This window comes from Flavobacterium hauense (assembly GCF_054457175.1).
In genome coordinates this window covers 40,155-64,472 of record NZ_JBTKVX010000005.1, presented here as the reverse complement: position 1 = coordinate 64,472, position 24,318 = coordinate 40,155, and the positions used below count along the sequence as shown (strand labels likewise).

Sequence of the window (24,318 nt, the reverse complement as noted above, 5' to 3'; positions counted from 1 at the left end):
AAGTAATAGTTCATACCTGCCTCTGTTGCTTTTTCAGCAAGAGTGAAGCTAACGACCTTAAACTCCGTGGCGTGAAGCAAATCGGAACTTGAGGCGTTAAAAAAGATTTTCTGTTTGAGCGATAGCGAGTTTAAATCTTTTAGCCGAAAGATTCGATTTGTAGCCTAAGGAGTTCAGCCGTGCCTTTTTGTTTCTTTTGTGGCAAGACAAAAGAAAAGAAGAACCACCCATTCGCCGCGGCACAACACCCCTCCACACGAGCAGAGCGAATTGGCGAAGCAAAGAAGGGGAAACCTACTCAAGCCTTAAACTTTGCAACTCTGTCCCTTTGAAGCTTTGCAACTTAGACTCTAAATATTTCAGCAAATCTAAAATGAATGCTCCTCTATATCAATAAACAGCTTGTTGACCTTGACAGCAACCAGGCCATTGCCCAGACCAAGCAGGTAAACGACCTGAACAGCCTTGAGAACCGGCAGACGAATTATACCAATAAGTTTAAACTCCCAAAAACAGCCAATAACCTCCGTATTATGGGGTTTCTGACCCTTGCGGGAAACAATTCGGATATTCCGTACCAAAAGAATGAATGCAGCCTGTACAGCGACAATGGTGAATGCTTTGTATACAACGGCTGGGCAGTGATTACCGATGGTGGCGACAGTTTTGATGCTGTAATTTATGACGGCATCATAGACCTCTACAAAGCTATTGAGAATAAAAGCCTCTCTTCACTGATACTAAAAGAAATAGAACACATAAAAGACCTTGATGGTGTAGCCAATACCTGGAACAGGACTCATGAATCTTACGGCAAATGCCGCTATATACTGGCCGATTATAACGGCAAGACGGGCTACGCGCCTTCCTTATTAGGCATCCCGAAAAGGATAGGCATTGATTACCTGGTACCGTCGGTTAATGTGGCGTGGCTTTGGGACAGGATATTCAGCACCTATGGGGTAGAATACAGCGGGTCGGTTTTCCATACGCAACAATTCAAAAACCTGTGGATGACCTATCCCAAAGGACTCATAACCCAGGATGAGGGAACCGAAATAGTGAACCTCACCTCATTTACTGCTGCCAACACCTTTTATGGCGAACCGCCTTTTGATTACTACTGGCGTACCTATCTTTTTAAATTTGCGCCCGAAAACACAGATTATCAGCAGTATTTTGATCTTATAGGCGGTTATTCCTTTAAGGCTAAAGAAGCAGGGCATTACAAGCTGAGTATTAAGTGCAACATGAAGACTAAGGACAGCGTGCGCATCTTTATTAGTAAAAACATATCTACTACCAGCAGCCCTGCCCTCGATACAGTTATTGAGCATAAGGTGATCACATCTGATTTGGCCAAAAGCACCGATTTTGAAGGCGAAGGCATAGTAAAGCTCAACGCCAACGAAAGCATTAGCCTGCTCATGCGTCACCGGGATGGTGTGGTACATGCCATACGATTCAACAATAACGACTCGGACATTGATATTACGCTTACAAAAGTAAATCCTGCCGAAATACAATTTACCGAAGCCTTTGAGGGATTCCCTATAAGGGAATTCCTCTCGGAGGTACTGCACCGTTTTGGGCTCACACTGTTCAGGGATAAATATGCCAACCGTTATGAATTCCTGACCATGCAGGAAATACTTCAGTCGCCCGATGCGGTAGACCTCAGCATAAAATTTGCCGAAAAGGCATCAGAGAATTACATCTATGGCAGCTATGCGCAGAACAACTGGTTCCGATACGCATACAACGACAAAGAAAACACCCATAACGATGGTCACATATCCGTTCGCAATCTTAATCTGCCGGAAGGCAGGGATGTCATAAAATCGAAGATATACAGTCCACAGAAAGAGAAGTCATCCTATCTCGGAAAAACATCAAATGTATACAAGCTTTGGGAAAAAGAAATTGACGATGGCCCTGACGATGCGCCAACCGTTCAGTACAAACCGCTCGACAACCGCTTTTATTTTCTGCGTTCCGAATTTGTAGACGACACCATAAGGCTGCGTTTTCTAGCTACGCAGGAAAGCCGCATGCAAGGATCCTACTGGCAAGAAAACTTCTGGAAACTCTCTTTTGAAGACATTGTTGCCGACTACTACAGCTCCGTAAGCTATCTCCTCAACAAGTCGCAGGTGGTAACTGCCTCACTGCTGTTAACTGACAGGGATATTGCCAATTTTGACTTCAGGAAACTGTATTACATCGAGCAGTTGGGCGGCTATTTTTTAATGAACAAAATAAGCAGCTACGTGCCGGGAAAACCGGTTAAATGTGAGTTGGTTCGCATAAGCGCCTATAGCCCTGACACCATTGCAAGACCAACGATTACCATTACTAAAGTAGTTACCAACAACCATCATGTTGATGTTACTTTTACCACAGAGGGCAGTCCGCAGGCAATGGCACTTAATATTTCCAGAATTAGCGGAGAACCCATGCCAGGACGTGTGACAGACCCATCGTCGACAAGGGTAACCCACGTCATTGCGACAACAGGTTCCTACAACATCTCTCTTACCGCCGATGGCTACACCACGCCTACCGTACAGGTTAATATTCCCAGCTACAGTTCAACAATACTGCCATGATACAGCAAATACACACCGTAACCCCCGAAATTGACTTTGGCTTTGGCCAAACCGTAAAGAGAGAAGGCGCAGGTGTACCGGTTACCATCTGGCTTGCCACCATCTATAACCGCGATGCCTACAGTTTTAGCCTTTCGGCACCGGGCAGCATCACTAAGTTATCTGACTATGAATATACCGTGATCCATACTACTCCCGGCGTATACAGCCCCGTGCTGACGGTGACCCACAAGGCCACCGGATTAAGACTTGTAAGCAATACTTTAAACCTCACCATTAACTAATGCCAAAGAACATTGTAATAGCAAAACTGGACATAGACACGCAGTCGCTCACGGAGAGCATTCAAAAAACCGAAAAAGACATTGAGAAGCTGATTGAAAAGCAGGATAAGCTCTCAAAAAAGGGCAAAGAAAACTCGGATAAGTTCAAAGAGAATGCTGTTGAACTCAACATCCTTTCAGGTCAGCACGAGATGCTATCTAAAACGCTGACAGCCTCAGAGGCAACCTTTAACGACTACAAGCAGCAGATAACCGACTCTTTTCAGCAGATCAACCTTTTTAATGGCGGGCTTAGCGGATTCATAAGCCGTGCGCAGGAAGCAGGTGGTGTAGGCTCATTGATGAAAGACTCCTTTGCAGGAATGACCGACGGCATAAAAGGAATGGGCAAAGCCATGATGTCAAACCCCATAGGCCTGATTGTCGCTGCCGTGCAGGCTGTAATAGGTGTTTTTAAGGACTTTACTCCCATAGTAGAGACCGTAGAGCAGGCCATGGCAGCCGTTAGTGCCATAGTGCAGAGTGTTACCAATGCTTTTATAGGACTGTTTACCGGAGATGCAGGTAGTTTCTTCAGTAGCATCACTACCGGAGCTGCTCAAGCAGCAGGTGCCGCAATAGAGCTTAAAAAAGCACAGCAGGAACTTAATAAGGAAATAGAGCTCCAGGAAATAAAAAATCAGGAGGCCGCCACCAGTATAGATAACCTGATGGAAAAGGTGCATGACCAGACCAAATCAGAAAAAGAGAGAATAACCGAACTGGAAAAGGCAACCGCTATTGAAACGGAGAACTACAACCAACGCAAAAAACAGGCCGAGGACCTGTACAACCAGACAGTACAGCAAATAGCCGTTGGTAAAAACCTTACCCAACAAGAACTTCAAGACCTCTCTGTAAAAGGTGCTGCCTATGCATCCGAGCTCGCAAAACGCAAGAACATAAGTGAAGAAGAACTCAAAACACTCAAAAATGCACAAATAGAGCGCTCAAAAATATACGATGAAGAAAAGGGCATTATCCAAAAGCACAATCAGGAGCTGGAAAAAATCAATCAGGATGCTGAGGCAAAACGCGATGCCGCTGAACAAAAAAGAGTAAAGCAAAGGCAGGATGCCATTGAAGGCCAGCGGATAGAACTTGACATTTATATAGCCCAACACGGTACAAAGCTAAAGACGATGGAGGAAGAGCTGGATTATGTCGAGTATATTGCTTCCGAAAGAAAGAGGATAGCCCAAAACGAATACAATGCCTCTGCTAAAACAGAAACCGACAGGAAAAGGCTAAAACTGAAAACCCTAAACATTGAAAACGAACAGATGGCCGAAACTGCAAAAGCAACTGTTAAAAATGCAGAGGCGGTATTAGAAGCCGAAAGAAAAAAGAACCAGTCGGTTTTAAAGGAGGGTGTTGCTTTGACTGAAGAAGTGGTAACAGGAGAAAAATCCCGACTTGATGCCCTGCTTAAAGCCAATATAGATTATCTGGAGAAAAAAAAGACTGCAGGAGTACTGAGCGAGCAGGAATTTCAGGATCAGGTAAATGACCTACAGACAAAAAACAACGACACCAGATTACAGCTCGACGAACAGCTACGAAACGACCAAAAAGCCGAAATAGCAAAACAAATTGAGGAAAAAGCCACCGCTTATGAAAATGATATGGCTGCTGCCGAAGGAAATTATCAGCAACAGCTGCAAATAGAAAACCAACGCCATATAGATGAAGGCCTGAGGCTAAAAGCCCTACTGGATAATAAACTCATTTCTGAACAGGAATATAATGCACTCTCGGAAGCCGAAAACGCAACAACAGAAAAAAACAAAGCGGACATTAACAAAGCGGCAACCGATGCCAAACTAAACCTCGCTAACCAGACCTTTGGCAACCTGGCTGCTATAATGGGTAAAGAAAGTGCCGCAGGAAAGGCCATGGCTGTGGCTCAGGCAACTATTGATACGTATAAGTCGGCAACAGCGGCCTACAGCGCGATGACAGCTATACCTATTGTGGGTCCGGCACTGGGTGCTGCTGCAGCAGCAGCGGCCGTAGCAGCAGGTGTTGCCAATGTGAAGAAGATAACATCGACCAAACCGCCAAAAGCTGAAAAAGGAGCGTTGTTCAATATAGGCGGGCAACGGCATAGTGCCGGTGGTACGCTATTTACAGGAGCCGACGGCACGCAGTTTGAAGCTGAGCAGGGTGAACTCATTGGCGTAATGAACCGCAATGCGGCAAGGCATTTTATGGCGTTCAATAATGCGTTCCCGTCAGGTGGGGCATCGGCACCCAATTACTTTGCAGGTGGCGGGATCGTGTCAAGAGAGATTGCACAGCAAAACCTTAATACCGATGAGCTTGCCATGAAAATAGCCGAAGCCAACAGAATGCTGCCTCCTCCGGTGGTAGCCGTTCAGGACATCGTTTCTGAAGGTAACAGCTATGTCCGGGTGAGAGATGCCGCTAACTTCTAAAAACAAAACTCCCCGCTGTGGCGGGGAGCTTAATTATTTTATTTATCGATAAGGCAGGTCATTAGTTTTTTAAGTTTTTCCTTTTGTTTTACAAGAGCGGTTTCATCCATTACCGATATTCCTGTCACAGTTCTTTCCTTAAAGAGATTCATTTGGTCTTCTTCTATTATAAACATCGCGAAATACTCATAACTTTTGGGTTTTTGTACACCTTCCATGATTTTTGCAGACGGAGTGTCAATCGACTTTACATTGTCAAACATAATCATTGCAAAAGTTCCGGTTTGTTTAGTTTGGGAAACTATTCGTAAAGTACAAACATAGGTGTCAGATCCGCCACGACTGATTTTTTTCACAGTTATCCCATCTACAACAGGTGTTGAATAATGCATCTCGCCTTCATTCTTACCTTTTTCGGTTACAATTTCCGGACAATTTAAACCTCCTGATTTTACAGCTTTAGCAGTAGATTTTACAGCAGTTGCATCACGCACTTCCATACGGCCAATTAAACATTTAAAATACTCTTGTAATGTAAGTCCATTTTTTACATCACTCCCATATTTATTTAATTTAACCGATACTATTTTGCTTTCTTGCAAAAGCTTAAGGTCAGCGGGTTTGTATATAGAAACAAGTGCAGTTACCGTAAGGTTTCCATAAGGGTTAGCTGCCGATTTTAATTCCTCATCGGGCATAGATATGGTTGAACCATTAGCAAAAGTAATCTCTAGTCCCCTCCTTACAATACCCGATTGAAATTTCTCACCCGTGGGCTGATTTATATTAAGAAAGAAAAAGTCAGCTCTGGCTGATTTAGATATGGTTGGCTGTATCCCTTCTTCCACAGGTGCTTCATACCATCTGTCGGTAGATTCCTTCATTTCTTTTTCGTAAATCTTGTTACAAAAAAAATCTTTAGGGTAGTTAAGTCCGCCTATAACTTCAAAAGGAAAACTATTGCTATACTTTGTGTCGTAATCAAAATAAAGTTTACCTGTTTCGGCATTTTCTACAAGCATTTTGTACTTTGTATAACGACCTCCACAAATATATGACTCATAAGAGACAACTTTAAATTCTTTGCCTACTAATGCTTTGTAAGCTGTAGATGTCCCTTCTTTTTCGTACACCTTTTTAAGATCGGCATCTTTATAAAAATCCCTGTAACCATACTTTTGCAGCGATTCTTCTTTAGGAAGCACTTTAAGGGTTTTGTCTTTAAGAAGTTCTACATTTTCTCCCGGAAAATTTTGCGCGAATGCGCCCAGACTCATGAACAGAGCCAGCAACATAATGATTTTTTTCATGGCTTGTAAATAATTTAAATGGTTTATAATGCTCCAAATTTATACAAAAAATAGTACTAAAAAAACATCCGCTAAAAAATATTTCTTACAAGCTATTGAATGCTTCCCGACATTAAAACTATCCTGTCAGGCTGGAAGAACTACCTCGACAAGAGCGAAGTAGCCGAAAACAATGCAATACAAAGGGCTGCGGTGTGTGCCGCCTGCCCTCACGCAAAACAGGGTATGCTGCTCGCCTTTATAAAAGACAGCCTTACCGAAATTGAAGGTGTTTACTGTGCCCTGTGCCACTGCCCTCTTAGCGCAAAAGTGCGCTCTACCGATATTTGTCCTGATAACCGATGGAATGACCCGATATGAAACAATAACAAGCTTAGGTGAAGACCTTATAAAACTCATGGGAAAGAGCATCGTTCCCGTGCATATCCTCGACTGGAAGGTGTATTATGAAGCTTACCTGAAACAAACCGAACTGCTCCTGAAAGAATACGGCAAACCCAAAAAGACCTGGGCTGCCGGCATGGTCGCCGATGAATACAACATTAGCGAACGCACCATGTTTAACGTGATATCTTTTATGGAGGGAAGTTAGGCTGCGCTGGTTTAAAGTTTAGGTTCGGAGTTACAATAAACCAAAGCGAAAAATGAACACAGATTTAGAAACGCAAGCCTGATTACTGCGAACTGAACACTGAACAATTTTTAAGGCTTCGCCCAGAAAAGCTCAGGGTTATTGGTCACATAGAAAGTTCGTTTATCACCGCTGTTGTAGGTCATTTCAGAAACGTGCTTTTGGTTTAGTCCATCCAGCGGAACAAGCTCGATATAATCCAAGTGAGGGTGGCTTTTATCCGTCTCGGTATCATAGGTACTTATAGCAGTTGCCTGAATGCGGTACAGGTTTTTAGCCATGTAACCATCAAGATAGTCTTCTTTGGTTCGCTTGTTTTTATGGTTCCAGTTGGCTTCCTTATTCAGCTTAAGCGGCTTACCGGAAATTAGCCTTTCGCGTACTTCTTCCACACTCAGCAGGTTCTTCTTATCGTCCATAACAAAGGCTTCAAAGGTAGGATCCATCCACAGCCATTTGCCCAGTTGATTGCTATACACTATGTTGATTACATGACAGTCGTCGAACTCAAGGTCACGAGGCATGCAGGTAATAAAACGTGACTTAAAGCCCATTGCCAGGTAGCATTCGTTAAGAACGGTAGCCATCATACGGCAGTTAACGCCAAGGCCTTCAGCCTTGCATACTTTTATGATTCCATTGGCATTCTTCACCAACGGATTATCGCCGCCGCCATCGTGGGTGATGGTATTGTGCACCCATCGCATCAGGTTCTTTATCTTAAATACCTCATCACCTTTTCCGGCAACCGAATCAAGGTTGTATTCCTTGCGCAGCTTTTGAAGGTTTGCATCGGTTGAAGGTGTATAGGCAAAGGCAGGGAATTCCCTTGTATCCTGAAGATTGTATGCTTCCCCTTTTTTCAGCAATTCAAGATACGAAGGTTCATATTGCACACGGGTCAACGCCTTCTTGCCATTCAGGTCAATGATGAAATCGTAAGGTTTTCCCTCGGTGGGATGTATGGTTATCTCTTCTTTATCAGTATAAAAAACTACTGTTTTGGCATTGGTGGCGTAGACATCGGGAGAAACATCGGGTGTAATCCTCCATGCATTTTTCTTAAGCTTCCCGTCAATTTTCAGGTTAACAGAATTTGTATTAGCGATAATGGTTTTCATTTCCTGCGCAAAAGAAAGCACAGGGACAAGCAGTAATAGTGCAAATAGTTTTTTCATTTTTGATTGATTGATTGATGATGTCGTAAAAATAGGAAAAAACCTAAGGAATTATCATAATTAATACTAACTAATGAAAGGGTAATTCAACTAATAGCTAATATCTAACAAATTACTTGCAATGTTCTTCACTTCTCTTTGAGAAAAGATAGGTTGAAAGTAAGCTACATAATTTTGAAGTTCATTTAAGGTCAAAACCTTTACATGTTGAAATTCTTCCTTAGGCTTTCGATTAATTAATACAATAAGATTTTTTATAGGAATCTTTTTCTGTCCCCAATGATGTAAATCTAAGGACTTTGAGATTCTTGTATTTAAAATGTTATATAATGCAAAATTTGCTCTTACAATCTGTTCCACTGGAGATCGTAAGCTTAAATTATTCATAGAATCTTCACTCCAATTTTTTGTTTCAATTATAAAAACACCAACGGGAGAAATTAAAAGATGATCTACCTGTATAGATTTTATATAATCTCTTGTTTTTGAATTATAAATTGCAGGATTAAAAGAGCATCTGAAATCATTTATTACAATATAATCATCAGATAACTCCTCAAGTACTTTCAAAACCTTTTGTTCACCTATTGCTCCATAAATTGAACTATTAACTTTGTCAATTACATTTCTCTTTCTTTCAAGCTCAATTAATTCATATTTCCCACTTTCTTTTACTGCCTCATTAAAATGAGATGCTATAAATTGATATCGACTTTTCATCTCGTTAAGTTTATTTTGAGAGGGCTGAACAGAACTAGTGACTTCAAAACTAAAATTAAACTCTCTGAACTTAATTTTTTTCTCAACACTTCTCTTACGAAAATAGTTACAAAACGCCTTAAAAGCATTAGACTGAATAGAAGACAATATTTCAAACCTTTGCTTTAATAAATCAATTTCCAATAGAAGTTCCTGTTCAATGTCTTTTCTTTTTAACTCAATAAAAGCTTCTAATTGTGGCATCTCTATTTCAAGAGAGGCTTCTTCCTTCTCAATTAATCTTGAGTGATTGGAAATAAGCTCTAATCGTAAATTTGAGTAGTCTTTTTGAAATTTAATAACCTCTTTTATTGATTTAAAATCATTTACATTATTATTCACCAAATGAGATTTTACAACTCTTAAAGACCCTATTGTATTGTGAATTATGCACATATAAAATAAAAAATCAAATTAGACGCATCAAATATAACAAAGTTTACTTATAATTAATTGTTGCCGGATTCTGTCATTGCGAATGAAGCGTAGCGGAATGCGACAATCTTTTTGTTAGATTGCTTCGTCGTACCTCCTCGCAATGACAAGAGAAACCGTAAATATCACTGCAAAACCCATTGCAGTAAACACCCAAAAACCCGCCGTACCTTTGTACTGTTAAAACGAACGACCCTCAGCGCTGATTTTACCACGTTTTAATGAGTTTGTTTTGTCATCCTGAACGAATGCAATGCAGTGAAGATCTGAGATTCTTCCTTCGTCAGAATGACAGAGCACCCCACAAGATTTCCGCCAAGATTTATACGTTACCCTACTCCCCTCTCCTTTGGAGAGGGGCCGGGGGTGAGGACACAAATCCACCAAAGATGACAGGAAACATTTATATCTACGGCCAGATAGGCAACTTTGATGGTGTTAAGGGCGTAGAGCTTATTGATGTTGTCGCACAGGTTAAGCATCAGCCCAAAGCCACTGCTTTTAATGTGCACATCAATAGCGAGGGCGGACTCGTAGATGTGGGTTTCGACATCTATCACTACCTCAAATCGCTCGGCAAACCCGTTACCACCATAGGCAGCGGTATCGTAGCCAGCATTGCCACGGTAATCTTCATGGCGGGCAGCAAAAGGCAGATACGCGAAAACACACCGTTCATGATTCACCTTCCTTGGGGCGGCTCGATGGGCACTGCCGATGAACTGGAACTCTTTGCCGACCAGCTTCGCATCATCGAGACAAAGATGATAGGCTTTTACACCAAAGCCCTGAGCATCGAAGAACAGGCCATTATGCCGCTCCTGAAGAACGAAACCTGGCTCACGGGCAAACAACTCTCTGCCCTGGGCTTCACCACCACCTCGCAGCAGGTTAAAGCTGTCGCTAAAGCCTTCATTAAACCACAAACCCCTCTTATGAACGGAACGTTTACCGAGAAAGACAGGCACTGGATGGAAAGCCTGTTTACCAAAGTGCTTGCCAAGTTTAAGCACCACAACATGTTCAACAAAGTAATTCAGGACGCCACAGGCACCGAACTCGACTTCGACGACCTGCCCGATGATGCAGTGATTGAAGTTGGCGCCACCGCCACCATAGACGGCAAACCCGCTGAAGGCGAATACTTACTCCCTGATGGTTTTACTTATGTGTTTACCGCAGGTGAGCTGACCGAGATCATAGAACCCGAAGAAGATGCCGAAGATGCCGCTGCCCTTCGCAGCGAGAACAAAGCCCTTAAAAGGCAGCTTACAGCTATAAAAAGCGAAGTGCTAGCCCTCAAACGACAGGTAACATCAAACTTTAATGTAGACGGTAAAAAGGCTACCTATCGTAAAGCAGGCGAAGGCGACAAGCTTGCAGGAATGAAACAATATTTGAACGCAAAAAACAAAAAATAATGGCTCTTATAAACGCAGATGCACTGACTCTTAATGCCCGTGAGGCCGAAACGGTAAGCGAGGTAATCTTTCAAAGGGTTTTTAATGATTCTGACCTTGCCGAATTCCACGAAATAGAAACGGGTATCGACGTAAAAACCCAAATAGCTTTTGCCGGAAGGCTTGGCCTATTAGGTAAAAAAGCATCAGGCTGTACGCCAAACGAGGCAGGAGGTTTTGAACTGACCGAAAAATTCTGGACTCCGGTACTGGAAGACTTCCGCATCAAACACTGCCAGACTGATATGCCTGCACTATTAAAACTTTTCAGGAAATCACAGCGCATCAACCCGGATTTCTTCGATGCTGTAGGTACGCAGGAGTTTGGCGTAATCATCTCGGCTGTTGAAACAGCCATGTTAGAGAACATGCACCGCAAGATATGGTTTAACGATACGGCTGCCGAAACCATTGCCGATGGCGGGGTATTCAAAAACGGAACCGACCTTGGGTATTTCGATTCGTTCGACGGGCTTTTCAAGCAGATCTACACTGAAGTACCAAGCAATGCTGCTAACAGAGTAACTATTTCGGCGAATGCCGGAAACTCATATGCCAATCAGGCACTGGCCGAAGATGCCGCGCTTGCCATCTTTGAAAAAATGGTTACCACTGCCGATGAGCGACTTGTTTCTGCCGAAGATAACTTTATCCTTGCCACACGCTCCCTTGCCGATAACTACCGTGCTACCCTTCGCAACAAGAACCTGGGTTCCGGTTTTTTAGAAGTGGTTGAAGAAGGCCGCCCTAAACTATACTTTGACGGTATCGAAGTAAAAGTGCGTTACGACTGGGACAGGTACATTAAGACCTATCAGGATAACGGCACCAAATGGAACCTTCCGCACAGGGCTATATTCACGACTAAGAGTAACATCCCTGTAGGTACGCTAAGCGAGGAAGACCTTACCAAACTGGATGTCTTCTACGACAAAACCCTTAAGACAAACATCATGGATGCCGCTTACACCATTGATGCCAAGCATCTGGAAAGTTATATGACGGTGGCGGGGTATTAAAGTTGCTAAGTATCAAAGTCGCATAGTTTTAAAGTCTTACGTATAAACTTTGCCTCTTTGCGACTTTGAAACTCTGTAACTAATTCTTCATCAATCTTTCAATTTAAAAACAAAAACAACATGCCAGTAGATTGCACAGGAACTTTAACCGCAGATATATTATTCGATTGCTCTAACGCACCTGTAGGTGGTATAGAACAGAACGTTATCCTTATCGCCAAAGACGATATAGACGTAGTAAACACTACAACCGATGCCACTAACCGTGTGCTGGTGACTAACCTTCAGCTAAAAGCGGGCAAAACAGGCCACCTTTTGAGTGGTGTGAAACAGAGTAACGGCAAGGCCTGGGAACTCGTGAAAAAGGAAAACGCTCCCGACAAATTCAAACACACTTTTAGCGGAGTCATCTTTAACCCAAGCGCTGCCAACAAACAACAGGCCGATGCTCTTGCCAAGGGCGCTAAATATGTGGTTGTTGTAGAACAGGTTTGGAAAGGCGGCGACAGCAAAGATGCTTTCGAGATCCTTGGATTGACATCAGGCCTTGAGCTTACAACCATGACCAACAGCTCTAAAGAAAACGACAACATGATATTGTTTGAGCTGGCTTCGTCTGACGGGTTTGAGGAAACAACCATGCCTCGCACCCTGCTTGATGTAGATTATGCCGCTACCAAAACGGCCTTTAACAACAAGTTCTTACAGGCCGCAGGATAATGGATTTTACCACCATGGATATTGCCACCGTTACCCGTAGCGTTACGGGTAGCGGTGAGCGTTATCTGGAGCTGTTCTTAAAAGAGTACACCTCCATCTTTAAGGAAAAGGTAAACCCTTCCTGCCCTAAATGTCTAAACAAATACCTGAACCGGTATAAAAACCATTTCAACACCATGTCAAACACCTGCAATTACAGGCTTCACGCCAAATATGAGAACATTCCGCTCGAGTTTGGTTCGCCCATACTCGTAAACAACGGTAACATTACCGATGAATATGCCCAGAAGCTTTTGGAACACAACAATGGGCAGCGTTATTTTTCGCAACTACCCACACCGATTAAAGCCTCGGCTTCAAAACCAAAAAAGACAAAACAAAGACAAGCATTCGCCAAAGATATTCCGAACAATGAAACTGCCGAATGAAGACCCTGCTGATAGATGTATGGAAAAGGCTCACGCCATGGAGCAAGTCGGCAGACGTTTATGCGAATGATACCGACAATGCGTACCCGGAGCGCATGGACAGGCTGATAAACAATAGCGTTACAGCAAAATCCGCAGCAGCGATCATGGTGCAATATCTCATCGGGAAAGGTTACGGACCAGAAAATGACAGCCTTATCATTAACAAAGACAAAAACCTGAAACTAATCGATTTTGCAGATGATGTGGCTGATGACCTTGTAAAACAGCGCGGGGTTTTTATCCATGTAAACTGGAATGCGTTGTATCAGGTGTCTGATTTTAGTGTGATTCCGTATGAATCGTGCCGCATTGGGAAAACCGACAGTAACGATTATGCCGGAAAGATTGCTGTCTGTAAAGAATGGCTCAAGCCAAAGAAGGCAGACATTCAGCTAATAGATATTTTCAACCCCCGTAAAAAAGTGATTGATGCACAGGTAGCAAAAGCTGGCGGATGGGAACATTACAAAGGTCAGGTGCTTTTTGTAAATATGGACACTAAGCTAATATACCCGCTTTCACGAATAGATTCCGTTGCCGAAGACTGCGACAGTGAGGCACAGGCATCGGTTTACAAGAACAGGCTGCTCCGCAAAGGCTTTTTTGGCAATACGCTGGTGGTTACTCGTCCACTCGTTGGCGAAGGCCTTGACGACAAAGCCCTGCTTGATGCCGAAAGCGAAAGGGAACAGTTCCAGAAAGCCATCAAGGACAGCCTTGGTGCCGAAAATACAGGTGGCGTGTTGTGTCTGGAAATGGACTTTGCAGGCGAGAAGCTGGAAGATGCCATACTCATCAAACAGATTGAAAGCAAGATAGACGACAAACTCTTTGATTATACCGAAACCAGCGTTCGCGAAAATATTCTGGTAGCTTTTAATAACCTGCCTTCGGGATTGGTAAAGACCAATGAATCGTCATTGTTTGGTAATTCGGGCGAGGCTATCCGTGAGATGAAGCGCACCTATTGGGAGAACACTACCAAAGAACGTAACCTGCTTACATCGGTCATTAATCAGTTGCTCGCACGTTCACAGGATTTTTCAAGCCTTAGTATTGAACCCCTAAAACTGATTGAATATGCAGCCATTGATAACCCGCAATGATATCGCTAAATACAGGCAGATAAGCAAATCGCCCAACGATGCCAAACTCAAGGAGATGATACTGGATGCCCAGATGCTAGACCTGCAGCCGCTCATTGGCGAAAGCCTCTACAATAAACTCCTGGCATCACCTGAAGATTATAATGATTTACTTGAAGGAGGCGCCTATGAAGTTGATACCATTGATTATACCAATTATGGTTTAAAAATGGTACTCGTCTATTTTGCATATGCAAGACAAATTATGTTCTCATCAGTAAAAGATACGGCCTATTCGGTAGTGGAAAAATTAAATGATAACAGCCGTCCGGCAGATATCTTGTCAAAAAAAACCATTTATACCCTTAACCGCGAAGCAGCTTTTCAGGTTTGGGAAAACGTCAAACAGTATCTTATCAGGACACAGCATCCCGATTTTATCCATTGCCAAAAGACATCTGCAAAAGGCTTAAGATTCAAAAAAATAGTATAGTATGAACTTTATAAATTCGCTAAACGACAAGTACTTTACTCTGAATGGGGTACAATATTTCAGGAATTATGTGTCGGCTGTACATGGCAATAAAATAGAAATCTACAATTGCTACGAACGAAAGGATGTATTGGTGCCTCTCACTCACTTTTCAGAATTTACTATAGATGGATCGGTTTACACATCCGCTTCACTGCTTCAGGCAGCTTTACTTGATGTTATGTACTCAAGGTTAACCACAGGTGATAGTTCATCAATCGATCAAAACAATGTGGGCAGGGTTATAAATGCGGGTAATATTGGTCCCGCAGAGAATATATTCTTCAATGCGGCATCGGATGTAGCTTATAAGCTAAACAATATGGAGGTCGTTATTACTGCCAAACAGACTCCTGTAATTATAACGGCATCACTTTTGGCATCGGCAAACACTTATAATTATGTTGCCAAAAGGTACAAATACTTGTTTAAGCCAGGCAAAGGTAACTGGGGACGGAACGGCACTCCTATAAGTTGGCTCCAGCTAGAGCTTATAACTGTTGAAAACTATCTGATAGATCATTTACTTTCTGAACCAAACGCTATCATAAATAATCTTGGAGAGCTCCCCGATGGTAATTTTGTGACTGCCGCCAATGTATCTTCATGGGATTTTTCAGATAGTGGCGCGGGTGGTGAATCAGGCCTTAAAACGTATTACTTCAGCTATGAAACAAATGATGTATTATATTTTGTACAATTTGTTGGCGTTCCTGGCCTATATGGTTCAGACTACATCGCCCAGTTTACAACAGCAGATTTTGTCTCAAGCACGGACAGCAGGATTACTGAAGTGCCAACGCTTGAAGATATTTTAGAACAAGGGGGGAACACAAATGTATCTCAGCTGATAAACGATGGTGATGGTGCTTCGCCTTATGCTACAATTGCTAACGTAAACGGATTGACAGTAACTATTAATCAGGCTGCTGCCGAATTGTATCTAAAAAATAGTTCTGGCGTTACCCTAGCCACCGTTAATCTTGGATTTCTGAATAATGAAGGAACAACATTTTTCTTCAACATAGTAACTCAAAATCTTGAGTTACGAAATGATGCGGGAGTTATGCTTAGTGAAATACCTGTCAGTGCATTTGTATCAAACATTATGCATTCGGTCGACTTTAATACCGTTTCTCCACAGGTACTCGAATTCAAAGATGCGGAGGGGAATATTCGGGATTCGATTACTATAACCCTTAATAATATACTCGGGTTACAAACTATATTGAATTCAAAATCAAATGTTGACGGATCAAATGCGACCGGGAACTGGCCGATAAGTATTACGGGGACATCCGAATCATCTAATAAAACTTCAAACTGGCTATCAACGCTTGTCACGGATTTTAACCTTCCTACCGGATTCAAATTGCTGGAAGCAGTAAGCGGGGCAATGAACAGACCCGGACAGGGGCAATGGGGACAGGGAATACAGTTTAGTGCAAATAGTAATACCTTTTTTGTCAATCAGCTTGTATTTGATGTCGTCGGCAACATCTTTACTCGTACTAAAAGTAATAATGACTGGTCATCTTGGTCAGCGATACCTTTTGATGAAAATGTGCTACACAAAGAAGGTGATGAAACTAAATCGGGAAATCTGACTATTAATGGCAATAACAAAGGTTATTATTTAGGTAATTCCGGAAACAATGCTTCTATAATATACAATGATAATGGAAATCTTGATATCACGCCACGGTCAGGCTATGATACGGTATTTACCGCCGGAAGGATAGGCATAGGCAAGTTGCCAGAATATAAATTGGACGTAAATGGCAGTATTAAAGCTAATGGCTCTTTGCTTATAAATACAAATACTAATCCCGGATTTGCCATTCTTAAAGCAAAAGGTGCAATTGAGTTTGATGGAGACAATTTTAACCTTACAAAATATACTGTAAACAGCAGTCTTCTTGGCAGTATTGGACAAGCCGATTATACTATGACAGGAGGGAATCCTTCTTCTTTTGGAATATCGTCAAATGGAGATTTACAGTTTGGCGCAGGGTATTTACCTTCAGTAATGCTTAAGGTCAGTGGTAATATTGGCATAAGAACTATCAGTCCACAAGCAAAAACTCATATTGCGGATGGCCAAGCTGGCAACCAGCTGATGCTTACCAGAGGTACAGGAGGAGTATTGTTTAGTCAGTCACTAAATGAAGATGGCTTAATGCTATACAATAAAGCCGGAACCGAAATATATCAACGATGGCATCAGACTGGTAACATTACTATTGGCAATTCTATTGACAATGGTTATAAATTAGACATTAACGGCAACGGTAGATTTGTTGGACAGCTAATTATCCCTGACGGTGAAACTGACAAAAGCGCAATAAATAAAGCTCAACTACAAGTATCAAATAATTCGATGTTATTCAATATTTCGAACAGCTACATCCCTAAAATAGGGGAAACAACAAAATTGGGTGTAATGACATTCGTTGACCCTCCTATTGTACCTGATGCAATTGCAGATTACAATCCAATTACCCGAAAACAATTTCGAACTACAAGATTTGCCGATTTTGTTCTTATAAAAGGAATTGATTATACCATTGACACTGTTAATGACATGGGACAAACAGGAATATTCACCATTTACATCAATGCTATATCTAATAATGTTACTATTACCCTGCCGACAATATTACAAGTGTCACCTTATTACACTTACAATTTTAAAAGAATTGACAATAGCACTTTTACTGCTAAAATTGTTTCACCGATGACAATAGACGGACAAACACTTTTTACATTAGGGTATTTACATTCTATTTCTATAAAAAGTGTAGATAGCAGGTACTGGATTTTTTCTAAATATACTCCATAACAATATTTCTAAAATACATATTCATGGAAAATATATTAAATACTAAAATCTTCATTGCACTCCCACTTTTCACAACCCCACAACAAGCCTCATTACTTTTATTACTTTGCCTATTCTCAGATTTAATTACTGGTTTATTAGCAAGTTGGATTGAATTTAAGAATAATACATTAATAACCAATACTGAAAAAAGATATTTTATTGAATCCAAAAAGCTTCGCCTGACTGCAGTAAAGTTCACAACCTATGCGATGGGGATTTTAGGAGCATGGGGAATTGAAATAATATTCTTTACTAAGAAAATTTCCTTGGATTATATAATAACTAAAGATTTGACACTAACTACTTTTGTTATTGGTTACTGTTGTATGGTTGAAATGTATTCGATATTTTTTGAAAATATTAAACGAATGGGGTTTGACATTATACAAAAAACAAAAACTATGATTTCTGAAGTTTGGAAGCTTTATAAAACTATAAAAAATGGATCAGCTAACAATTGAAAGAATTCAATTACTACATCCAAAAATTAGACAAGAAATACTTGAAGGATATTCGTATATTAATTCCAAGCTATTAGGAAAAGGCGTACGTCTGCGTTTCTCACAGACTTACCGGACTTTTAAAGAACAGGAGACCCTATATTCCAGTGGCCGATCAAGAACAGGTAAAATTATAACCAATGCCAAAGAAGGTTTATCGTCGCATAACTATGGGTTAGCATTTGATATCGTCCTGTTGCAAGACACAGATTTAAACGGCTCTTTTGAAACCGTTTCCTGGAATATCAAAGATGATTTTGATAAAGATCAGATGGCAGACTGGATTGAGGTAGCCAACCATTTTAAATCATTAGGATGGACATGGGGAGGAGATTGGAAATCTTTTCCTGACTATCCCCATTTCGAAAAAACCTTCGGCTTAACAACTAAACAATTACTCAGAAAGCACAATGAAGGACACACCTTTGATGAGAAAATTGATAAAAAAATTTACAAATGGGTTCGCTTATGAAAAAGTATATCTTCATACTTATATGCTTAGCCAATTTTGTTATTTTTCTATATAGGATGCTTATGAAATTTAAAGGTAATATCAGACGCTATAAGTTTTTATGCACAAATCACATCCGCAAAGCACTACTGGTAAATCACTTACATTTAATAAATTACAGTTAGAAAATATCTTGATAAAAATACATGGAGCTTACTGCCTTAAGTTCAGGTATGTTTGGATGACAACAGGAGCTCTTTGCGGATGGCTTGCTGTAAAGTAGCTAACTGAAAATTTCTTTAAGCACTTCCAATGATTTAGGCCTTCTGAAACCATCAAGATGAAAAGCATAATAATCAAGGAGGATTTTTAAAAGTTGCTGCCTTTCGGTTACATGAAATGCTTTACAACTACTATCAAGTTTTAATGGCAGCAAACGTCTTAAAAGCTGGCTTTCTTCTAATGTAAGACAACTCACAGAGGCATAGGGCACAAAAATCCCTTCTGTCATTTCAAAAAATGGCCATTCGTTGTGAGAAGAGTCGGGATAAAAACCTAGGAATTTGGTAATTTCCATGAGCAGGATAAGGTGAAAATTAGCAACCTCATTATGGCTATCAAGCCATAGTAAAGCCGTTTCAAGGAAAGAATACAGGCTTTGGTTTTTTTCTTCTTCCTTTATACTGTGATGCAATATTTCTGCTACAAAAATGGCTATTGTGGTCTTCGCTATATCAGTACTAATAGAGAAATAAGGATAAGCGAGCTTAACTTCCTTAAAATATTCAAGTGTTCCTTTATTTTTGTGAGAAGCTTCTAATGCAAGTATATTAAGCGGCCGGAAATAAACTGTTTTCTGGCTGCTTTTTTTTGATGTAAAAGCATCCCTGACATAATATGATTTAAGCCCGTCAGACTCTGTAAAACATTTTACGATAAGGCTTTTATCCTGATATCGTAATGCACTCAAAACTATAGCTTTAGTCTTTACCAGCATCTTTACAACTATCTTACGATCATTACCTTCTTTACTTTGGTTTGGGTGCCATCTTCAGATGATATAAAGATCATATAAACCCCTGATGCCACCTTATATTTACCAAAAGCTTTAGTATCCCAAAGTACAGTTCCTCCTTCTGAAGTAGTTTCATATACAAGATTTCCTTCAATATCAGTAATCTTGACATTCGCATTATCTGTAAGTGCACTTATATTTACATCTCCGTCAAAACCAGGACGCACCGGATTAGGAAAAACATAAACTTTGCTTAGATCCTGAGAAGCCTCGGTAGAAGTTCCTCTGTAAGATACCATGCCTTTGTCTGTAGCAAAAAAAACTTCACCTGTGGCATTATCAATCTCCATATCTACAATATTATTACTAGGCAGCGGAGAATTATCCTTAGTAAAATGAAATAATGTTTCCTGACCGTCGGGCGATACTAAAAAAGCACCCGCCCCTGCTGTGGCAAGCCATTTATTGTTAGCTCCATCTACAGTAATATCTGTGAGAGGTTGTTCAAACATCAGTTCCTGAGCAAGCCCGTCTTCCATAATGATTATAGGATTTGTAGTCAACTCATCCTGAGTAGTAAAACGGTCTATTCCAGGCAATACTCTTAAACCCTTATCTGTGCCTATCCACAAACGGTTATTATTATCTATAGCAACACATTTTGTGGTTACAGATGGTAAATTACCATTATCGCCTTCCGTAATAATTATCTTTTTATCTATCGCTTCATTGTAAGCTAAAATTCCGTTAAATGAAGTAGGTATCCATTTAGTCCCGTTTTTGTCAATTACCATTTTACCGTAATTATTTATTTCAGGATTAGCGATTACTCCTTTCACACTATATGAAGACCATGAAACTGCAGTGCCATTCATTTTAAGCTGCTTTAACGGTTTTTCTATTCTTGTATTGGTCATCCATAAACTACCGGCTTTATCAAAAGTGAGACTGTTTATCCTTTCGCTGTTATCACCGGCCATTCCCTGAAGATTCCCATTAGTATTCTGATCATTATACAATATAACCGGTACCTCGTCCTGAATTTTTATAAGTCCGTTAAAGTAAGACGCCGCGTATATAAGGTTTTCATCGACAGGGCTAATAGCAATATCTGCTATACATGCTGCATTAAACAACTGAGAGTTTGGAATCGTCGACCACCCGGCTTCGGTAAATTTACTTATCCCAAAATAATCAAGATCAGGACTTGATGGATTATATGTACCTGTAAAATCGCCATACACAACCCATAATGCCGAAGGCGCTTTCTTTACAGTAAAGATATAGCTTCGTTGAGGTCCATTTGGCGTAATATTCTGAAAAGTAAGGCTGCTAAAGCCCGCCGAAAATAAACCTCTGTCTGTAGTACCTATAAACAATGTTTCGCCAACCACGGTAGCACAGCTAAAGACTGCATTTTCAGCTTCGGGAAGCGGTATCACATTAATTTGGGCTATTTGCGTTAATTGTGCATTATACGCATTTACCCTATTTGCGCAGGTTGCTACTAAAAACCCATTTGCGGAACGTAGGTCTTTAATAGCCGACGGAAGAGTTGCAAAAATTGAAGGGGTATTATTTACCACCCTGTAAAGCCCTCCGGTTTTGTCAGCAACAAACAGTGAGCCTTCAAAGGAGACGACTCCAAGATAAGTTTGTGGAAGGTATTCTGACCATTGGCTGTGATCATTAAGATTTGGGTTACTGAACTGTGCCGATTGTATACCATTATACTTTGTTGAGGCAAATATGGTTCCGTTGAATATCGCGGTTTGCGCAATTTCAAGTTCGCTGCCTCCCCACCCCAACCTGTAGGTGTCGCCAAACTCAAGCGTGGCGAGATTAAAGACAACGATACCAAAATCGCAGCCTATATAGGCCTTTCCTTCATATTCATAGATATCGTTAATCCTTTTTTTAGATGCTGAAATAGTATTCTCCTGAATGATGTCAATTTTATTTATGACAGTGCCATCACTATTGATGACGTTAAGCAGTCCGTTGCTGTTACCTACCAGTGTTTTTTTATACTGAGAACTATAAAGAACAGCCGTTATGGTCTCTACCTTAAGCCCGTCTACCGATGTTATGGTCTTTAGCTCGTGGTTATTCAGGTTTTTTTCGAACATGGCACTGCTGGCAGCACCTACCACTTTACTATCAGACTGTGAGACATCTACAATATCGTTATACGAGAAAAAGCTTCTCCACGGCTGGTTGCCCTGCCCAAAAAAGCTAAACGAAAGCAATAGAAAATATAATGAGAAAAGGTTTTTCATCGAAGCATTTATTTGCACAAATATAAGCTAAAACGCCATTATTGCCTTTTTTGTATAAAGCATTGTAAAAAGATAAGTTACAAATACCAAATCTTCAAATTGTTGCTGAGCCCCTTTAAAAGCTTTGGGAATATTAGCTATCTTTAAAATTCGATTCCCGATATTTCATGAAATACCTATTCTCCATAATAAGTTTTATCTGTTGGGCATGCAATGCACAATCCCCTGTATTAGCATTATATAATAACTCTCCAGATATACAGGGAGCCTACTATAAAGACCTAAATAATCAACTTGATCCTTTTGTGGGAACATGGAAATATACAAATGGTAATACTTCATTAACAATTACACTCCAGAAAAAACTGATGCAAGAGTTTCAGGATGGAGGTTATCATTTTTTTCATGATATATTGGTAGGTGAATATAAATACATTGAAAACAACATTGAAAAGATAAATACTCTATCAGAATTATCAGTGCAAAAAGCGCCTTTTGAATATAGTATTACCGGCAACATTCTTTTTGGCCAAGGTAAATATCTAAGAACGGAATTCTCTCAATATGATGTGAATATTCCGGGAATGGAAACAGCTATGTTTTTTGAACGCGTAGACTTTAATGGGGTTCAGAAGTTGAAGTTAATATTTAAAATGACAGAGGGGCCAATTGAAGTCGAAGGTCAGTCATATCCTAATCCATATTTTACATTACCCTTCGGAGAATATATCTTAATCAAACAATAAAAAGGGGCTGTCTCAAAGGTGAGACAGCCCCTTCGCTTTTTATATAGGCTGGTAATTATACCACTCCCTGAGCAAGCATTGCATCGGCAACTTTAACGAAGCCTGCAATGTTAGCGCCTTTTACATAGTCAACATAACCGCCTTCGGTACCATAAGTAATACACGCTGTGTGAATAGCCTCCATGATGTCTTTAAGCCTCTCGTCTACCTCTTCCCTTGTCCAGCTAAGGCGAAGTGAATTTTGAGACATTTCAAGACCCGATGTAGCAACACCGCCGGCATTTGATGCCTTACCCGGCGCAAACAATATTTTAGCCTCCAGGAACGCTATAACGGCCTCCGGCGTGCTTGGCATGTTAGCACCTTCAGCTATGCAGATGCACCCTCCGGCAAGAAGCTGTTTTGCCTCTTCGCCATTAAGCTCATTTTGTGTGGCACATGGCAATGCGATATCACATTTTACTTCCCATGGTTTTCCGCCGTCAACATATTTCGCGTTAGGATATTTAGCCACATACTCACTTATCCTTCCATATTTTTCATTTTTAAGTTCCATTACAAAAGCAAGCTTCTCTTCGTTGATGCCTTCAGCATCATAGATATAACCTGCAGAGTCAGAGAAAGTAACTACTTTACCTCCCAGCTGCATTGCTTTTTCGGCAGCATACTGTGCCACGTTTCCTGAACCTGACACTACTACGGTTTTGCCTTCAAAGCTCTGCCCTTTTGTGTTAAGCATGCTTTGTGCAAAATACACACAGCCATAACCTGTAGCTTCTGGACGGATAAGCGAACCTCCAAAAGAAATTCCTTTTCCTGTAAGTACTCCTGTAAACTCGTTTCTCAGCCTCTTGTACTGGCCAAACATAAATCCTACCTCACGGCCTCCTACACCTATGTCTCCAGCCGGAACGTCGGTATCAGCACCTATATGTTTGGAAAGCTCTGTCATGAAGCTTTGGCAAAAACGCATGATCTCGTTGTCTGATTTTCCTTTGGGATCAAAGTCAGATCCTCCTTTACCTCCACCCATTGGCAGTGTTGTAAGGCTGTTTTTGAACGTTTGCTCAAAAGCAAGGAATTTAAGGATACTAAGGTTTACCGATGGGTGAAAACGAAGTCCTCCTTTGTATGGGCCAATAGCCGAATTCATCTGAATCCTGTAACCTCTGTTTACCTGAGTATTACCTTTGTCGTCAAGCCACGTAACGCGGAACATGATAACTCTTTCAGCCTCTACCATTCTTTCCAGAAGCATCTTGCCCTGGTACTTCGGATTGTTCTCAATAAAAGGAAGCACGGTCTCGGCAACTTCATGTACTGCCTGAAGAAACTCAGGTTCGTTGGGGTTTCTTTTAGAAACCATGTCCATAAAAGACTGTAAGCTATTGCTCATAAAATGAATGGTTTATGTTTTAAGAAAACGTTTTCGTAAATTTCGGCAAATATACATTTTATTTAAAATAACGAATTT

General features: G+C 40.9%; 21 protein-coding genes. 15 read left to right on the top strand and 6 right to left on the bottom strand.

Annotated features, from left to right (window positions below; genetic code table 11):
* The first annotated feature begins 377 nt into the window (after window positions 1–377).
* Genes ACX0HA_RS04560 through ACX0HA_RS04550 form a run of 3 tightly spaced genes read left to right on the top strand, consistent with a single transcriptional unit; the run spans window position 378 to window position 5,370 of the window.
* A complete protein-coding gene (locus ACX0HA_RS04560) occupies window positions 378–2,609 on the top strand; it encodes a hypothetical protein (RefSeq protein ID WP_458844085.1) in 2,232 nt (743 codons plus the stop codon).
* The gene (locus tag ACX0HA_RS04555) at window positions 2,606–2,893 is read left to right on the top strand and encodes a hypothetical protein (protein ID WP_458844084.1); all 288 of its coding nucleotides are present in this window, start codon (window positions 2,606–2,608) and stop codon (window positions 2,891–2,893) included. The genes ACX0HA_RS04560 and ACX0HA_RS04555 overlap by 4 nt, the downstream gene beginning before the upstream one ends.
* Window positions 2,893–5,370 carry a hypothetical protein gene (locus ACX0HA_RS04550; RefSeq protein WP_458844083.1) on the top strand — a complete coding sequence of 826 codons (2,478 nt, stop codon included), beginning with the start codon at window positions 2,893–2,895 and terminating at the stop codon, window positions 5,368–5,370. Before ACX0HA_RS04555 ends, ACX0HA_RS04550 begins: the two co-directional genes overlap by 1 nt.
* A gap of 38 nt (window positions 5,371–5,408) precedes the next feature.
* Here the strand turns inward: ACX0HA_RS04550 and ACX0HA_RS04545 are convergent, their stop codons facing one another.
* Window positions 5,409–6,680, bottom strand: a complete 1,272-nt coding sequence (locus ACX0HA_RS04545; RefSeq protein WP_458844082.1) for a hypothetical protein — start codon at window positions 6,678–6,680, stop codon at window positions 5,409–5,411.
* 99 nt (window positions 6,681–6,779) lie between these two features.
* Between ACX0HA_RS04545 and ACX0HA_RS04540 the strand changes: the two genes are divergently transcribed.
* Together ACX0HA_RS04540 and ACX0HA_RS04535 are read left to right on the top strand one after the other, a co-directional pair.
* On the top strand, window positions 6,780–7,040 hold the full coding sequence (locus ACX0HA_RS04540) for a hypothetical protein (RefSeq protein ID WP_458844081.1): 261 nt from the start codon (window positions 6,780–6,782) through the stop codon (window positions 7,038–7,040).
* Window positions 7,027–7,272 carry a hypothetical protein gene (locus ACX0HA_RS04535; protein ID WP_458844080.1) on the top strand — a complete coding sequence of 82 codons (246 nt, stop codon included), beginning with the start codon at window positions 7,027–7,029 and terminating at the stop codon, window positions 7,270–7,272. The genes ACX0HA_RS04540 and ACX0HA_RS04535 overlap by 14 nt, the downstream gene beginning before the upstream one ends.
* A gap of 110 nt (window positions 7,273–7,382) precedes the next feature.
* On the opposite strand, the gene ACX0HA_RS04530 is transcribed toward ACX0HA_RS04535, so the two are convergent.
* Together ACX0HA_RS04530 and ACX0HA_RS04525 are read right to left on the bottom strand one after the other, a co-directional pair.
* Complete coding sequence (locus tag ACX0HA_RS04530; protein WP_458844079.1) at window positions 7,383–8,489, bottom strand: transglutaminase domain-containing protein; 1,107 nt, start codon at window positions 8,487–8,489, stop codon at window positions 7,383–7,385.
* Window positions 8,490–8,579: 90 nt separating this feature from the next.
* Window positions 8,580–9,590 (bottom strand): nuclease-related domain-containing protein, encoded by a 1,011-nt coding sequence (locus ACX0HA_RS04525; protein ID WP_458844078.1) that lies wholly within the window; start codon window positions 9,588–9,590, stop codon window positions 8,580–8,582.
* Window positions 9,591–10,072: 482 nt separating this feature from the next.
* On the opposite strand from ACX0HA_RS04525, the gene ACX0HA_RS04520 reads away from it, so the two are divergent.
* From ACX0HA_RS04520 to ACX0HA_RS04480, 9 genes are all read left to right on the top strand, one after another.
* The gene (locus ACX0HA_RS04520; protein WP_458844077.1) at window positions 10,073–11,104 is read left to right on the top strand and encodes a head maturation protease, ClpP-related; all 1,032 of its coding nucleotides are present in this window, start codon (window positions 10,073–10,075) and stop codon (window positions 11,102–11,104) included.
* Entirely contained in the window at window positions 11,104–12,162 is a 1,059-nt protein-coding gene (locus ACX0HA_RS04515; protein ID WP_458844076.1) for a hypothetical protein, read from the top strand. Before ACX0HA_RS04520 ends, ACX0HA_RS04515 begins: the two co-directional genes overlap by 1 nt.
* 120 nt (window positions 12,163–12,282) lie before the next feature.
* Window positions 12,283–12,882: a hypothetical protein gene (locus ACX0HA_RS04510; protein ID WP_458844075.1), complete on the top strand. Its 600-nt coding sequence runs from the start codon at window positions 12,283–12,285 to the stop codon at window positions 12,880–12,882.
* A complete protein-coding gene (locus ACX0HA_RS04505; RefSeq protein ID WP_458844074.1) occupies window positions 12,882–13,310 on the top strand; it encodes a hypothetical protein in 429 nt (142 codons plus the stop codon). The genes ACX0HA_RS04510 and ACX0HA_RS04505 overlap by 1 nt, the downstream gene beginning before the upstream one ends.
* Window positions 13,307–14,458, top strand: coding sequence for a hypothetical protein (locus tag ACX0HA_RS04500; RefSeq protein WP_458844073.1), 1,152 nt, complete (start codon window positions 13,307–13,309; stop codon window positions 14,456–14,458). Before ACX0HA_RS04505 ends, ACX0HA_RS04500 begins: the two co-directional genes overlap by 4 nt.
* Window positions 14,433–14,930, top strand: a complete 498-nt coding sequence (locus ACX0HA_RS04495; protein ID WP_458844072.1) for a DUF6712 family protein — start codon at window positions 14,433–14,435, stop codon at window positions 14,928–14,930. Before ACX0HA_RS04500 ends, ACX0HA_RS04495 begins: the two co-directional genes overlap by 26 nt.
* 1 nt (window position 14,931) lies before the next feature.
* Window positions 14,932–17,811, top strand: a complete 2,880-nt coding sequence (locus ACX0HA_RS04490; protein WP_458844071.1) for a hypothetical protein — start codon at window positions 14,932–14,934, stop codon at window positions 17,809–17,811.
* Between the two features lie 23 nt (window positions 17,812–17,834).
* The gene (locus ACX0HA_RS04485) at window positions 17,835–18,314 is read left to right on the top strand and encodes a phage holin family protein (protein ID WP_458844070.1); all 480 of its coding nucleotides are present in this window, start codon (window positions 17,835–17,837) and stop codon (window positions 18,312–18,314) included.
* A complete protein-coding gene (locus ACX0HA_RS04480) occupies window positions 18,295–18,825 on the top strand; it encodes a M15 family metallopeptidase (protein ID WP_458844069.1) in 531 nt (176 codons plus the stop codon). The genes ACX0HA_RS04485 and ACX0HA_RS04480 overlap by 20 nt, the downstream gene beginning before the upstream one ends.
* A gap of 262 nt (window positions 18,826–19,087) precedes the next feature.
* On the opposite strand, the gene recO is transcribed toward ACX0HA_RS04480, so the two are convergent.
* Window positions 19,088–19,801 carry a DNA repair protein RecO gene (recO, locus tag ACX0HA_RS04475; RefSeq protein WP_458844068.1) on the bottom strand — a complete coding sequence of 238 codons (714 nt, stop codon included), beginning with the start codon at window positions 19,799–19,801 and terminating at the stop codon, window positions 19,088–19,090.
* 8 nt (window positions 19,802–19,809) lie between these two features.
* Entirely contained in the window at window positions 19,810–22,098 is a 2,289-nt protein-coding gene (gene porZ / locus ACX0HA_RS04470; RefSeq protein ID WP_458844067.1) for a type IX secretion system anionic LPS delivery protein PorZ, read from the bottom strand.
* Window positions 22,099–22,265: 167 nt separating this feature from the next.
* Here porZ and ACX0HA_RS04465 point away from each other — a divergent pair, with 167 nt between their 5' ends.
* A complete protein-coding gene (locus tag ACX0HA_RS04465; RefSeq protein ID WP_458844066.1) occupies window positions 22,266–22,844 on the top strand; it encodes a DUF6705 family protein in 579 nt (192 codons plus the stop codon).
* Window positions 22,845–22,899: 55 nt separating this feature from the next.
* On the opposite strand, the gene gdhA is transcribed toward ACX0HA_RS04465, so the two are convergent.
* A complete protein-coding gene (gene gdhA / locus ACX0HA_RS04460; protein ID WP_458844065.1) occupies window positions 22,900–24,240 on the bottom strand; it encodes an NADP-specific glutamate dehydrogenase in 1,341 nt (446 codons plus the stop codon).
* Between the last annotated feature and the right edge of the window lie 78 nt (window positions 24,241–24,318).

Excerpts from the sequence above, each read along its gene's own strand:
- ACX0HA_RS04480 (WP_458844069.1), top strand. The coding sequence starts at position 18,295 with ATGGATCAGCTAACAATTGAAAGAATTCAATTACTACATCCAAAAATT.
- ACX0HA_RS04485 (WP_458844070.1), top strand. The coding sequence starts at position 17,835 with ATGGAAAATATATTAAATACTAAAATCTTCATTGCACTCCCACTTTTC.
- ACX0HA_RS04545 (WP_458844082.1), bottom strand. The coding sequence starts at position 6,680 with ATGAAAAAAATCATTATGTTGCTGGCTCTGTTCATGAGTCTGGGCGCA.
- ACX0HA_RS04540 (WP_458844081.1), top strand. The coding sequence starts at position 6,780 with ATGCTTCCCGACATTAAAACTATCCTGTCAGGCTGGAAGAACTACCTC.
- ACX0HA_RS04500 (WP_458844073.1), top strand. The coding sequence starts at position 13,307 with ATGAAGACCCTGCTGATAGATGTATGGAAAAGGCTCACGCCATGGAGC.
- ACX0HA_RS04555 (WP_458844084.1), top strand. The coding sequence starts at position 2,606 with ATGATACAGCAAATACACACCGTAACCCCCGAAATTGACTTTGGCTTT.
- porZ (WP_458844067.1), bottom strand. The coding sequence starts at position 22,098 with ATGAAAAACCTTTTCTCATTATATTTTCTATTGCTTTCGTTTAGCTTT.
- ACX0HA_RS04515 (WP_458844076.1), top strand. The coding sequence starts at position 11,104 with ATGGCTCTTATAAACGCAGATGCACTGACTCTTAATGCCCGTGAGGCC.
- ACX0HA_RS04490 (WP_458844071.1), top strand. The coding sequence starts at position 14,932 with ATGAACTTTATAAATTCGCTAAACGACAAGTACTTTACTCTGAATGGG.
- ACX0HA_RS04550 (WP_458844083.1), top strand. The coding sequence starts at position 2,893 with ATGCCAAAGAACATTGTAATAGCAAAACTGGACATAGACACGCAGTCG.
- ACX0HA_RS04520 (WP_458844077.1), top strand. The coding sequence starts at position 10,073 with ATGACAGGAAACATTTATATCTACGGCCAGATAGGCAACTTTGATGGT.
- ACX0HA_RS04530 (WP_458844079.1), bottom strand. The coding sequence starts at position 8,489 with ATGAAAAAACTATTTGCACTATTACTGCTTGTCCCTGTGCTTTCTTTT.
- ACX0HA_RS04465 (WP_458844066.1), top strand. The coding sequence starts at position 22,266 with ATGAAATACCTATTCTCCATAATAAGTTTTATCTGTTGGGCATGCAAT.
- ACX0HA_RS04510 (WP_458844075.1), top strand. The coding sequence starts at position 12,283 with ATGCCAGTAGATTGCACAGGAACTTTAACCGCAGATATATTATTCGAT.
- recO (WP_458844068.1), bottom strand. The coding sequence starts at position 19,801 with ATGCTGGTAAAGACTAAAGCTATAGTTTTGAGTGCATTACGATATCAG.
- ACX0HA_RS04560 (WP_458844085.1), top strand. The coding sequence starts at position 378 with ATGCTCCTCTATATCAATAAACAGCTTGTTGACCTTGACAGCAACCAG.
- ACX0HA_RS04505 (WP_458844074.1), top strand. The coding sequence starts at position 12,882 with ATGGATTTTACCACCATGGATATTGCCACCGTTACCCGTAGCGTTACG.
- gdhA (WP_458844065.1), bottom strand. The coding sequence starts at position 24,240 with ATGAGCAATAGCTTACAGTCTTTTATGGACATGGTTTCTAAAAGAAAC.
- ACX0HA_RS04535 (WP_458844080.1), top strand. The coding sequence starts at position 7,027 with ATGACCCGATATGAAACAATAACAAGCTTAGGTGAAGACCTTATAAAA.
- ACX0HA_RS04495 (WP_458844072.1), top strand. The coding sequence starts at position 14,433 with ATGCAGCCATTGATAACCCGCAATGATATCGCTAAATACAGGCAGATA.